A 13,897-nucleotide genomic window follows, 5' to 3' on the forward strand; every position below is an offset into this window, starting at 1 on the left:
AATAACTTGTAGTTCTTCCATTATTTTCACCTCCTATGTTTTATATAGATATCATATTACCATTTTAGGAGCGCTATAAAAAATTCCCTTATACACAATTTATTCTAAATCGTTCAACACTTGTTCTAAATGATGTTCAAACGTACATGCTAACTGTTGACTATTTACTAATTTCATTGTTGCGATACATTTTCTCATCTCAATTAAAGCATATTGATTATGAGTTTTCTTTAAATCGTACAAATTTTTCGCATAATGAAACACTAGTTTTTCATAAATTTCAGTTTCTGAGAAGTTACAAAATTTTAGTTGTTTTTCAAAATAAAGAGCATCTATTAGCTCGTTTCGTTCAATACATGTTATATAGGCATTTAACAACATGGTCGATAGTAAACGACGATTATTTGGAATATCTCTATAAAATTCAGAGCGATGGCACATTTCTTTTGATAAAACCATCATAGTTTCATGATTTAAAACATCTAATGTATTCATAAACAACAACAATTCATAACACCCCCAGTATTCTACAGAAAATAAGTACTCACTGATAAAACTAATATCTTGATCTGTCACATAGATCTTTCCTGATAAGTCCTGTAAACGAATCTTAACCAAAATCGTATTTAGCTCATAAAAAGGGCCTTTCTTCTTTTTATTTTCCAACAAACTAATCAGTAAATTTTCCATACCAACGATATCTCGCTTTGCTACTAATAAACGAATTTTCTCTAACAATTCATTAAAGTCATCTCTATGAAAATCGCGCGCTGCGTATATAAATTCTTCAATTGGCATATTAATTGCTTCAAGTGCTAAAATGAATTTTGTAATAGTTAAGTCAGCTTCTTCATGCTCAAACCTTGACAGGTGAGAACTTGATACTCCACATTTAGAAACATCTTTTAGTGACAGTCCTCTTGATTCTCTAAATTTTTTAAAAATTTTTCCGTATTTCATTTAAAGTACCTCTTAAATTGTGTATAAGGGAATTTATTACAATATCTTGAATAACATTATATCATAGGAGAAAAAGAAAAGAGGTTGCTATTATGAATAAAAAATTATTTTTTTACTTATCTTTAGTAATACTTGGAGGAATCATAGTTATAGGAGTTGGATAATTTCACTCTCTTATAAAAAGAGGCTGGGACAAAAGTCCTAGCCTCTCAATTGTCTTTGGATTGTCAGCAATACGTAGTGGTTGAGTGGGCTCTACTACGCTGATTTCATCAGCTTTTACAGCCCTACTCAACTGTGCGGAGGTGGGACGATGAAATCGAATTCTAACGAATTACCGATTTCTGTCCCACTCTCTTTTTATAGTGTTTGACGTGCAAATAAATTAACCTAACGAAAACTATCTTTTTAAAATCAATTATTTTAAGGGTCTTTTTTATATCATTCGTAAAGTCAGGTAATGTAAAATAAGTTGTGTAACTGTTACATATTATCTATATATTCTATCTACTTCTAGTCCACAAACATATAAAAAAGAGGCATTTAAGCCTCTTTTACTCTCCTTCAAACACTCTGTCACTGTCCATTTACTGTCCAATATAATGTAATATTATTGAATATCGTTAATTTTTTGAACTCTAAAGCCTTTAAAATCAAGATTTCTAATGATATCAAGACCTAAAGAATCTTAAATTAAGTCTTCGGAGCTTATGTAATTGTTAAGTTAAATAGTTTTTAATTTTTGTTCTCAATAATATTAAGCTGCATATCCCTTATTTCTAAAATTTTATTAGAGTGTACTCTCTCTAACAAGTAACCATCATGTGATATAAGTATAAAAGCACCCTCATAACTATTTAAAAACTCTTCTAAAGCTTCTAACGCCATTAAATCCAAGAAATTTGTCGGCTCATCAAGAATCAACAAATTTGCATCACAAGAAAGGGTTGGAAACACTTTTATTTGAATAAGTTTCAATATCTGCTTGAAATCAATGTTTTCCCACATTTACAGAAAACAGAATTTCATCTAATTTGAATAAATTTCATTTGAATGGTGTGAATTTTACCCTAAAAATAAACGAATTGAGCTAGATTTCACCAAAAAGTTCACACCATTTGAATTGTTACTGTTTTGTACTTTTTATAGATTTAGAATTCTTTGTTTTCAAATAGTTTAGTGTCAATGTAAAAAATTACTATTGAATAAATAACAGTTAAAAGTAGTTGAATGGTGTAGCTAATTATCGAAATATTCCTTGAAACAGGGTTTAAAATATTCAATACTCCTAATGGGCTAAAAGATAATAATAAGTTATTTTTGTCTAATAAACTTCTTGAAATCAGTTCTCCTAAACCTCTTAACAAAACAACTCCAACTAGGGTACTAGATAAAGAATTTGTTATCAAAAATAAACAAATAATTGTAGTACTATAAAAAATAGTTGTAAAAAACGTTGTAATAATTTGAATGAATCCGGCCGTAAAAGTAAGCATATTATCTGTAGATGAAGAGTAAGCTCCAACTTTAAAAAATCCAAATAGTAATGTTGTCGCTATAAAAGATGTTAGACATAAAACAACTAAAATTAAGAATGAGGCAAAAATAGATGCTAACAATTTCGAAAATAAAATTTCTACTCGTTTAACCGGTGTGACTAACAATGATTTAATTGTTTTTTGCTGAATTTCTTGATAAAACGGTACTAATGCTACTATAACTCCTACTATCAAAGCAAATATCGAAAATGTATCGCTGGAGGTTTTAAAAACATTTCCAAATGAAGATTCTGGTGCAACCATTCTTAGATACAGTATCAATAGAGAAATGACACAAACAAACCCTCCAAAAACATAGAAAATCTTTTTCCCAGCAAATAATTTGAACAACTCAATCTTTATTAATTTAAGCATATCAAACCTCCATATCTCTCTGCATTTTGATAAAAATATCTTCAAAATTATTTTGTTTCTCAGAAAAATTTATGATGGAGATATCCTGACGTAATAACTCTGTGAGTAATTTCTCCTTTACCTCTTTCATTGATTCTATATCTAAAGATAACTCAAGTTGCTCTATTCTTTCAGTAAAAACAATGTTTAAGTTATTTAAGATAGACTTTGTAAGTTCTATGTTATCAGTTTTCAACAACCAAACGTTCTTTATAGATCCAAGTGATAAAAATTCTGTCTTTTTCCCTTGGAAAATTACTTTCCCTTGATTGATAATTGTAACTGTATCTACTAACTTACTTAATTCTTCCAATGAATGACTCGAAATTACAATCCCAACTCCTTTTTTAGACAATTCAATGAGCAAGTCTCTAAACTCTTTCATTCCTATGGGATCTAACCCATTGAATGGTTCATCTAATAATAAGATAGTTGGCTGATGGATTAAGGCTTGAGCAAGCCCCAAACGTTGTTTCATACCTAATGAAAAACTAGATACTTTACAATCCACACTATTGTCTAAACCTACTAAATGCAGATAGTTTAAAAAATCTTCTTTTGATAAGTTTACTTCATCATAAAGACTGGAAATAAGCATTAAATTCTGTCTAGCTGTTAAAGATTCATAAAATGTAGGGTATTCAATAATCGTACCGATAGTATTCAAATAGCCCTTTGAGTTCCCTTCAATTAGTTTCCCATTGATTTTAATTTCACCAGATTCTTTTTTTACTAAACCTAAAATCGTCTTGAATATTGTAGTTTTCCCAGAACCATTTTGTCCGATGAGGCCCATTATTTCGCCACTCTGCAACTCAAATGACAAATCTTCAATTACTTTCTTTTTGTTATACGATTTATTTAGACCAATAATTTGTAATAGTGCCATTTTGTCTTCCCTTCTAGTTAACAACGTTTATATTCAAACATACTATTTATTTACTTATCTAAGGGAAATCCATCATAAATGATTCTTCCTTTATCCATAACAATAAATCTATCTACAAATTTCATGAAGCTATCTTCATGAAAAATACTTATTATTATCATGTTTTTTTAATTGAATTTAAATATTCAAAAACTTTTTTCTCGGATTATTTATCAAAACTACTTGTCGCCTCATCTAATAATAAAATTTCAGGATTACTTAGTATAGCTCTAGCTAATCCAACTTTTTGTTTTTGACCACCAGATAAGTTCTATCCATTTTCTAGAAGAAATAGCCTTAGCCCATTTCCCTCTGATGTAAGTTCAAATAAACCAAATTCGATACAAATCCTATTGATTTCTTCATCTACAATCATTGAATTTCCCAAAGTTAAATTATCTCTCAGTGTCCCTTCAAATACATAGGGATCCTGACTAACGTATGCTAACTTACTTCTTATATAAAGGAGAGAACCAATTTAGTCATCTCCAGATTGTAACTTTTTATCAAGCCACTACAGTTGACAATGAGCCTTTATTATTAATTTGACCCTAAGTCTTTTTCTACGATTCTTAATCCGATTGGAAAATCATCTTTTCCCAATTTTAATTTCTGTTTCTCAATCAACTTAGCATCCTTGAGACTATATTGTAATAAATGTTGATCAGTAGCTAGATACAACATATTTTCATTTGAAATTGTAAAAGAATTTATTTCCTCTGGTGTTTCACCTGAATTGTCATCCAACACAATCGCTTTTATAGTTTCATTTTGTAAATCAAGAACAGATAAAATATTCTTTCCTTCTACCTCGTGCTTGACGACAAGGTAATGATTATCTGGACTTGGATAAAGCATATTAGGATAAGGATTGGGTAAGGTAAATAATTTCCTTTCTCCAGTGTGCAAATTGATTGACAACAATTGGTTTCCTGCCACCTTCTCAAAAGTATCTGTATCACGAATTGCAGAGATACTTACGAATGCCCTATCTTTGACAATTGCCAAGCCTTCTAACATTTCAACCTTTTTACCATCTGAAGTTAATCGAATTCTATCTTTTTCTTTCCAATGCTCTTTTTCATTTAGTACTATTAAATCTGAATCCAACACGCCTTCTGGACGATTTCGTTTTGGATCTTGATAAGCAATCTCAGCATATACGTTAGAATTATTTGCAACAATCTGACTCGAAATTGCTGTCATTTGGTTAAATTTTTTCTGAAAAACTTGCTTTCCATTAAGAGAAAAGACTGTTAATATTCCTGAGTTTGCATCTGTTTGAGCAGTATAAAAGTAATTAGAAGAGATACCTGATCCCATCATTGCATAATTCTTAGTATGATTTTTCCTTATCTCGCCTTTGGAAAAATCAATTGAAATGATATTTTGATGATCTATTGGTGCAAAATCATCACCTTCAGTTACGATCATCTTATCACCACTGTTTAAACACGAAAACCAGAGATTAACATACGTTGCTACATCAATTTTTTCTACTCGATGTAACTCGAGCTTATTCTCTTTCTTAGTATATGATTGAATACTTTTTGAGGTGACCAAGTAAAGATTCGATTCTGGATCAACTTGAAACATTGGTGTTTGGACCTTAGAACAAGAAAGCAAAAGGAAGAATAGAAATAAAATCCCAAAAAGATAAGAGCGTTTCATAGGTTATCCCTCCTATCCATTTCACGACTCACTTTCTCACCAAGCATAATTTTTCTCACCGCATGTAACCATGGCTGCTAATAACTCCTCTGGTGTCAGTTTCTTCAAGCCTCCATAGGTTGGATCCTGTACATGTGTATCGGGGTCTAGATAATAGATTGCTGCGATGTCCTTGCCATCTGCTGTCAATTCATAGCCTACTCCAATCACATTATGTTCCCCACTTTTTCCAGGATAGATTTGTGCCACATTGAAGGTGTAATAGAGAGGATAGCCATCATCAATATCTTTGCGCACGCGTTCTTTAAAGATTCGGATATCTTCAGAATCTGGACGAGCGTCTGTTACAGTAGCTAGTCGATAACCTGCTTGGTTTCCACTTGGTTCTGGATAGCCAAATAGATTCTGATTCAAGACGCGAATCGCATCTCGATTATGAGTCCCATAGGGATTATAAGTCCCCATTTCCTTAGCTAATTGATGTTGAGAGACGCTAACCCCTCGACTAGCCAGCATCATATGGACTGTCGCCGGAGCACAGAAATACCATTCTTCTTGAAGTTTTAGAGGAATAGGCAATAGTTTTCGGATCACTTGATTCACTTTGCTAGAAGATTCTTGCTTGAGCGATTGAGAAGGTTGCGTGTTCTCTGGCATTGAAGCTTGTTCCTTGGTTGAAGATGGCAAAGTTTCCTGACCACCGGCTTCCGTATTGCCTTCCTTAATTTTTAATCGCTCTGCTACTTCTGCTGGCATTGGTGGATTAGGTTCTGTACGCTCCTTTGTTTTTACAGTAACTGTTGTTGATGAAGAGGATGTGACCTTACGAGAGCTGGAAGGACTTGTTTGGCTTTCTTTTTGTGTCGCTGTACAGCCAGACAAACCAAGCAAAGCTAAAAATACAAGAAATAAATGAACTTTTCTCATGATTTTTCTCCTTTCTACCATTCTTGATAGCGCATTACGGAGTTTTCATTTCGATAGATTTCACCTTTTGGAATCTCACTATCTTTCTTTTTGAATTGAATCCATAGAATCCCTTTATCCGATAGTAAAATGGGGCCATGATCATATAAATAATGAATCCGATGCCTCAAATCCCACAAATAATATTGAGATTTAACGCGCTCCTCACTTCTTCTTTCTCCCATATATGTGAGATAAATATTGCGATATATGGAGGTTTCTGCCTGTGAAGTAGAAAATATCTTTTTATGGTTTTTATTTTCGAAGGTAAACGAAGCATCTTTATTATTTGCAACCAAGTATAGAAGATTGTGCCCGTTCGTCAATAAATCGACATAATAGCGTTGATCATCCTTTGTTTGATCTATAACTTTTTTCTGCCCATCATTTAAGGAGTAGGCTACAATTTTTGTAGTTAAAGCTATATTATCAATTTGTACATAATACAAGTGATCTTTAAAGACAGTCGGAAAACCGCTATTTTCTGATTCAATCGTCTGATGAGTCCCTGTTTCAAGGTCAAATTCTTCAATTTGATATAGGCTATCGCCTACTTCATAATTTATAAAGAGTTTCTGGTTGGATCGAGCTACTTGAGTAACTGGAACCGTTCCAATAGGTCTCCTATCGATCAGTGTCGTTAAAGATTTGTCTTTTATCTTCCAAAGATAGTAGATCCCTGTCTGATTGAGTTGATCATACTCTTCAAAAACAACAATATCATGATCTACATAGCTAACAGCTACATGAGTCAGATTGGATGTCTTTTCAACATCTTTTATCTTTTGAAATTCCTGGGTATGTAAATTCATACTGGCAAGATAATTCTGATCTTCATGTCCTTGGTCAACAGCCTCGCCATAAGCAATCCCATCATTTGACAGTGCGGTAGGTGTAAAGATTTTCCCATCTGGATAAGGGATAGAAATAGAATTTTTTAATAGATCTTCTGCCTTTCTTTCCTCGAATCCTATTTTCCTAGACACATTGGTACTACCGGAAGGAGATTTTTTTTGTGGTCCTACAAGAGTGCAGGCTGATAAGAGAATGATAATACCAAGGATGATAAAAGTTAAAAATTTTTGTTTGACAAGATCTTTTTTCTTCATCAGCCTATACCTCCTGACTTAAGCATTACTTCATTACCTATTTATCTACAATAAAAAGATAACGAACGATTTTAAAATTGAAATCTATTTTTTTCTTTCTAGAATAATAATACACAAAATAAAAAAGCAAATGTCAAATTGTCTCTTATATACACATTTTATACTTAGATAAATGAACTCAAAATATTTTCCTCAGTATTTATTGGTTCAAACTATGCTATCAAAGTCTCATGAACGGAAATCTCTTTATTTGATAATTGAAAATAATTGTATTTCATATTAAAAACACCTCAAATATTAGATGAACTCTAACATTTGAGGTGCAATTCAAAATTATTATTTGTTAAATTAAATGATCATTTTTTCAAATATTGCTTAACTAGCTGATCTAACGGGATAATGTGTAGGTTGCCATCCCTTACCCAATAACCATTGAGCATGGATACAACAATATGTCGATTATATCTTCAAACCGTTTTATGACTAAATCCATTTAGAAACTCATTTCTTGAAAAAGCGATTCACATCGGACTGACATGCTTCCAACAGTGTTTTTTCATCCGTTAATTCGAGTAGCTGTAATCCTTCATCGACCAACTTTTTATCCGTTAAACAAATTCCAAGTGTCACTTTAGCATTTCCTAGAAAATCATATCGCTTACTTTTTTTTGCCGTATCTAACAATAGATAACTGATACTCGTACATTTCTCCATCAAACCATTCCATAGAAAAATACTGGCTAAATTTGAGAGTAATTTATACTTGGTGGGAAGAATCTCTGTATAATCAAAGTAATCATTGAGCCTATCTATCACTTCATCACAGATAGAAATCACTGTTTCTAGTGGAAGTGTAAATAAAATAACGACAATTAATTTGAGGTCACTATGATACCAGACATCCTGATTTTTAATTTCGTTCCAAGCTTCCGTTGCCATTATTCTTACCTTTTCATTTGGACCAGATTCTCGTAAACAAAGAATGACCTCTACTCTCTTTAGTATATTTGATACAGGAATATCATTAGGATATTTTTTTAAATAAGCTACACTCTTATTCTTCAGTTCCAATAATTTATCATTTGATTGGTAGGCATTGTTATCTTCTGCCAATAAGATAATTTCTTCCCTATCGGAATGGTGGTAAGAATGACATATATATCGAAATTCTTCGAAATCTAGGCCAACTTGCTTTAGAAGATGCTCCATCAACTCAAAACTAGGCACTACTTGGTTCGATTCAATACGCGACAAGTGCGCTCTTGAAGTGTAATCCTGGCAAACTTCCTCTTGACTAATATGTTTTGATTTCCGTATTTTTTTATAGATTGTACCGTAATCCCAACGCATAACAACTTCACCTCTAATTATGTGTATAAATGTTACATTTTTACACTTCGTTATGTGTTTAGTATATCATATATATAGAAGAAGGAGGTGCAGATATGCAAAAGAAAATCACTATTTATTTTTTGTATTAATGCTTTCACGATCCAAATAACTGGGGTGCATTTTCAAATTATTACCATGATTACAAATATCACTGGTCAAGCGTAACTCGTGCAAGAGATAGTAAATCATCATATGCTTACGCTCCTTCTCATCAGACCTCAAGAGCTTTTATAAATAGAAATTTTGGTGAAACAGTATATTTTAATTACGGATTTAAAAAAAATTCATAGCTCATAGAAAAGATTATATTACTATTCATGAAAATTTTAGAAAGTGAGTAAAGTATGAAGCGCTTCTTTGTCATCCTTTCAAATATCTTTATAACAAGTTTTCTACTTTGGATTTGTTTTTCAACCTCATATGTGGTTATTCACAATAGTTTTCCAGCTATTGCTATTCTTTCCCAGAACAAAGAGGTATCAAAAGATCAGGTAAAATACAGTTTAGATCAATTAGCAAATGAAACAGACAGTGTGATTGGTGAACAAATTGAAAAAATAGATGATAAAGGTAAGGTTCATTTTTCCTATGCAATATATGGATCTGGCCATATCCCAAATGGCCTTGTTAAAGCTAGTGAAGAAGATTTTTACAATAGTGGCTTATTGGCCAATTATTATATTTTATCTGGAAATCTCACTCTAGATAGATTAAATCATGAACTTCAATCATTGGGTTTCACACAAACATTTGTTTCATATCCAAATATTCTTCTTAGCTTATTTACGTATATGGGAAATGGTAGTCAATTACTCGTTTTGGTCATTTTTCTACTAACTTTTATAGCCTTAATGGTTATTCAAAAAACCAAGGAAATGCGAACAGTTGGGATTCGATATATTTCTGGATTGCACCTAACTCAGATTTTTGGAAACTCAATTATTAGTGATTGTGGAGATTTACTTTTAGGGATAATTACAGGGGTTTTTCTTGGAATCTGTGGTGTAAGTCTACTCCATATCACACCATTTTCTGTTCCAGTTATTTTTTCAGCTAGCATAACTTATAATTTGTTACTTTTGTTCCTTTCTATACTCTTTAGCTTTCTTTATGTTTTAAGTATTAAAGCGGTACATTTGGTTTCTTTACTCAAAGGAAAGTTACCTTTGAAACAGATTATGGGTATTCTTTACTTGGGGCAATTGGTTGCTTTTCTTTTAATAGTACTTACCATTCATAGAACAAGTATCTATTCAACTATTTGGCAATTGCATCAGGCTGGAGATACAGCATGGTCAAATCAAAAAGATTGGGTATTGCTTTCAACAAATAGGGAGTTTGGGGCAGAGGCTAGAAATCAGGATAGTAGAAAAATGTTGGAAGAACAATGGAAAAACTTCATAGAAACTGGCATTCAGAATGGAGGAATGCTTGTTCAGCATCCACTTGCATCATTCGATCTAAAAGGTCTGTCTTCACATCCCTTAATGGGAAAAATGTCGATAAATGACTACAATCCGTATGCTAATAGCTTATATGTGACTCCTAATTATCTAGATATTCAGAATGTAGAATTAAATGAAGAAGATAAGAAGAGCATTAATAGCCTTGGAGAAGGAGAATTTGGACTACTATTGCCTGAAAAATTAAAAGATCAAGAAGATAAATTGCGTCAAATTTATGAAGATTTCCTAGCGATTCGAAACGATAAGGGAAATAAAATTCAACAGGCTATGAAAGCTCGTATTTTCTATATTTCAAACAATAAGAAGCGTTTCGTATATAATTCTACACCAATCTCATATCAACAATTTCTAAGTGATCCTATACTTATTGTCCTTAAACCAAGCTCTTTTGGAAAAAATCGAAATGATTTCTTCACTTATCCATCTGATTATCTGTATTTTAAAGGTTTGGATGCCACTAAAAAACTAGTTGAACAAGGTGGAATAAAGAAATATATCAGTCAGTATGATCTTGCCTATTATGTTTATCGTGGTATGAGTCACAACATTCAAGTTGAAATATTGACAATCATTGCTGGTGGTTTTCTCGGTATTGCTACCTCAATTCTACTCTTTAATACAATGACAATCCTCTACTTTGAAGAATTTCGTAAAACTATTCTTATTAAGAAAATATCAGGATTAAATTTTTTTGAGTTACACCAGAAATTTTTTATCTGGCAAATAGTTATCTTCATTTTGGGAGGGGCTATTGGTCTTTTGCTAACAAATAAACTTTGGGTAGTCTTTCTAACCTCTTGCGTCTTTGGTTTGAATTCTATTTTAATACTAATGCATCGTTCTCGTAAGGAAGATAGGATGGCTAGTATTATATTGAAAGGAGCATAGAAATGATTAAAATCCATCAACTAACAAAAACCTTTGGGGACCGGACGGTATTTAGTGATTTGAACTTAAATTTTGATGCAGGTAAAGTCTATGCTCTTATCGGAAATAGTGGTTGTGGCAAAACAACCTTACTAAATATGGTAGCCAAGCTAGAACCTTATGATCAGGGAAGTATTCAATATAAAGGAAAAGATTTACGAAAGATTAAACCAACAAACTATTTCAGAAATGAACTCGGTTATCTCTTCCAGAATTTTGGACTAATCGATAATAAAACTGTTTCAGAAAATTTAGATTTGGGATTAATTGGTCATAAATTAGACAAACAAAAAAAGAGAGAGACTAAAGAAGAAGTATTAGATAGAGTAGGACTATCTTATATTCAACTAGATCAAAAAGTATATGAGCTTTCTGGAGGAGAAGCACAACGTGTAGCCTTGGCAAAGATCATTTTAAAAGATCCTCCTCTAATTTTGGCAGATGAATTAACTGCCGCTCTTGATCCTGAGACCTCACAGGAGATTATGGACTTACTCCTAACATTAAAAAATAAGGAACGTCTGATCATTATTGCAACACATAATCCAACCATTTGGAAACAAGCTGATCAAGTGGTAAGCCTAAAAATTAGTCAATGAAGAATAGGGTAATAGCACAGATTTTCATTACGTTACATATTCATTTCCTGACAAAACATCCCGAAAGTTAAGTGCACCCAAATAGTTAGATTAATAATTTATCCAAAGGATTTAGTTCTGTATTGCACAGGACTGAGTCCTTTTCTACTATTTGTATAGAAGTGTATACATTTTTAATCTATAGTCGTAGAGATTTAGTAAAACTACAGCGCAAACTTCCTCTTGACTAATATGTTTTGATTTCCGTATTTTTTTATAGATCGTACCGTAATCCCAACGCATAACAGTTCCACCTCTAATTATGTGTATATATGTGACATTTTTACATTTCGATATATGTTTAGTATATCATATATATTAAAGAAAGATGTAGAAAACGTGAAAAAATCACTATTTATTCTGTATATCATTGCTCCCACTTTTCAATTTGTTAGATAGTTGGCGATGGTGGGGATTCCATTCATTGAAGGGATGTGTCCATAGATGAACAAAAGAAGCTTCAAAAAAATGTCTCTAATATTTATTTTAGGTATCATTGTAGGTCTATTCTTAATCCCATTACTTAGACCACTTATAGTTGATTGGCTAAAAACTATATTTGGTTAATAGTAACGATAACCTTATTTAACAAAAAAGTTTTCCCTTATATTTTTTAATAGCATTGTTTTGACAAATTAACTTCCACGTTTATTGGTGGTAGAAGTTGGTTTGAGAATTTAGCACTTTGATGATCTTAGATCATTATAATCCTACAAGTACAGGTATGACTTTTAGTTTTAGATATTCTCATTAGTTTAATTAAAGGAGGGACTGTGTTATGGTAACTAAGTATTACAAGTATATTCCTTGGTTGGTCTTAGGAGCTATTGGATCTTATGAGTCCGCAACTTATTTTGGACATAGTACATTTGATATGCTGTATTTATCTATTGTTTTTATGATTGTTTACGTAGCTTTGTTCATTCTACACGAAAAATATCTGAAATATAAATATAAAGAAATATTTACACATATTATGAGCTATCCTGAAAAAGATCATCATCCCTAGTAAGATATAGCATAATAAAGCCCTAGCAACCAGATTGTACTGACCAAAAAAAGTTAGGCAAATAGGCTATCCAAAGGATTTAGTTCTGTATTTTACAGGACTGAGTCCTTTTCTACTATTTGTTAAGTATATCAAGGTATTTGATGAAAAATAGTTTGAGTTCCATTTGTCAAACGAAGGAAATTGTCTTATTATTATTAATTTTCCACTAAAAATTTCAAAATTCAAGTATGACTTACAAACTTAATAGTGAAAGATTTTGTTTACTACTACATTTACCCTTTTAACACTATTGCTATTTTTCGATCCATTAAGCTTATTAAAAACAATAAAAAGACTTAGAACCATGTTAACAATAACATTAATTCTAAATCCTTTTATTATTTATCTTTTAACTATATTTAAGATAGATACTCAATTATATTACTGTTTTTCAAAAGTTCCGTCTGCTACACGAAAATCACTGTTAACAGTTTCAATTGAATTAAATTGAATCTTTAAATATTTTACTTCTTTTTCATCTTTTCCAGGTAATTCAGCTTTAGCACTCGCTGCACTAGAAACCTTTAATTTGACGTATTTCCCAGCGATTTTCCAAGTTCCATCTCTAGATTCGTCTTTATTATTTGTTACTTCTAGAGTTTTATCGCTATTGAAAACGATAGTTGAATCGTGTTTACTATCATACCAAGTACCAATAATTTGCTTCTCTGGTCCTGAATTTTGATTCAAGAAAAAGAATATCCCAGCTGCAACCGCAAGTACTAAAATAACTAAAGCAATAATTTTTTTCATTATTTTTCCTCCTATAAATATCTAAAGATATTTATTATTTTTTTCATATATCTAGTTTCACTAACATCATTAGTAAAAATCAAA

The 13,897-nt window shown here is 31.8% G+C and carries 11 protein-coding genes and 3 pseudogenes; 4 read left to right on the plus strand and 10 right to left on the minus strand.

The features are described from left to right. Positions 1 to 99: 99 nt before the first annotated feature. From QM830_RS03525 to QM830_RS03565, 9 genes and pseudogenes are all read right to left on the minus strand, one after another. Entirely contained in the window at positions 100 to 960 is an 861-nt protein-coding gene (locus QM830_RS03525; protein ID WP_023919397.1) for an Rgg/GadR/MutR family transcriptional regulator, read from the minus strand. A gap of 839 nt (positions 961 to 1,799) precedes the next feature. Beyond that, positions 1,800 to 1,896: pseudogene (locus QM830_RS03530) on the minus strand (ABC transporter ATP-binding protein); the annotation flags it as partial. A gap of 215 nt (positions 1,897 to 2,111) precedes the next feature. Beyond that, on the minus strand, positions 2,112 to 2,873 hold the full coding sequence (locus QM830_RS03535) for an ABC transporter permease (protein ID WP_049492963.1): 762 nt from the start codon (positions 2,871 to 2,873) through the stop codon (positions 2,112 to 2,114). A gap of 1 nt (position 2,874) precedes the next feature. Further along, a complete protein-coding gene (locus QM830_RS03540; protein ID WP_049492966.1) occupies positions 2,875 to 3,801 on the minus strand; it encodes an ABC transporter ATP-binding protein in 927 nt (308 codons plus the stop codon). 205 nt (positions 3,802 to 4,006) lie between these two features. Then, positions 4,007 to 4,069 (minus strand): annotated as a pseudogene (locus QM830_RS03545) (hypothetical protein); the annotation flags it as partial. 311 nt (positions 4,070 to 4,380) lie between these two features. Next, positions 4,381 to 5,511, minus strand: coding sequence for a hypothetical protein (locus tag QM830_RS03550; RefSeq protein WP_049492971.1), 1,131 nt, complete (start codon positions 5,509 to 5,511; stop codon positions 4,381 to 4,383). Between the two features lie 36 nt (positions 5,512 to 5,547). After that, a complete protein-coding gene (locus tag QM830_RS03555) occupies positions 5,548 to 6,438 on the minus strand; it encodes a C39 family peptidase (protein WP_049492976.1) in 891 nt (296 codons plus the stop codon). A 14-nt stretch (positions 6,439 to 6,452) separates the two neighbouring features. Then, a complete protein-coding gene (locus tag QM830_RS03560) occupies positions 6,453 to 7,586 on the minus strand; it encodes a hypothetical protein (RefSeq protein WP_049492979.1) in 1,134 nt (377 codons plus the stop codon). Between the two features lie 501 nt (positions 7,587 to 8,087). Continuing rightward, positions 8,088 to 8,936 carry a helix-turn-helix domain-containing protein gene (locus QM830_RS03565; protein WP_414325647.1) on the minus strand — a complete coding sequence of 283 codons (849 nt, stop codon included), beginning with the start codon at positions 8,934 to 8,936 and terminating at the stop codon, positions 8,088 to 8,090. A gap of 170 nt (positions 8,937 to 9,106) precedes the next feature. On the opposite strand from QM830_RS03565, the pseudogene QM830_RS03570 reads away from it, so the two are divergent. From QM830_RS03570 to QM830_RS03585, 4 genes and pseudogenes are all read left to right on the plus strand, one after another. Further along, positions 9,107 to 9,268: pseudogene (locus QM830_RS03570) on the plus strand (lactococcin 972 family bacteriocin); the annotation flags it as partial. Between the two features lie 54 nt (positions 9,269 to 9,322). Continuing rightward, the gene (locus tag QM830_RS03575; protein WP_414325648.1) at positions 9,323 to 11,332 is read left to right on the plus strand and encodes a DUF1430 domain-containing protein; all 2,010 of its coding nucleotides are present in this window, start codon (positions 9,323 to 9,325) and stop codon (positions 11,330 to 11,332) included. Between the two features lie 2 nt (positions 11,333 to 11,334). After that, entirely contained in the window at positions 11,335 to 11,970 is a 636-nt protein-coding gene (locus QM830_RS03580; RefSeq protein ID WP_003003180.1) for an ABC transporter ATP-binding protein, read from the plus strand. A gap of 817 nt (positions 11,971 to 12,787) precedes the next feature. Beyond that, positions 12,788 to 13,018, plus strand: coding sequence for a hypothetical protein (locus QM830_RS03585; protein ID WP_003013674.1), 231 nt, complete (start codon positions 12,788 to 12,790; stop codon positions 13,016 to 13,018). A 423-nt stretch (positions 13,019 to 13,441) separates the two neighbouring features. On the opposite strand, the gene QM830_RS03590 is transcribed toward QM830_RS03585, so the two are convergent. After that, complete coding sequence (locus QM830_RS03590; protein ID WP_414256925.1) at positions 13,442 to 13,813, minus strand: hypothetical protein; 372 nt, start codon at positions 13,811 to 13,813, stop codon at positions 13,442 to 13,444. Positions 13,814 to 13,897 lie beyond the last annotated feature (84 nt).

The organism is Streptococcus sp. OMI750 (assembly GCF_047463895.1).
In the GTDB taxonomy this organism is placed as follows: Bacteria; Bacillota; Bacilli; order Lactobacillales; family Streptococcaceae; genus Streptococcus.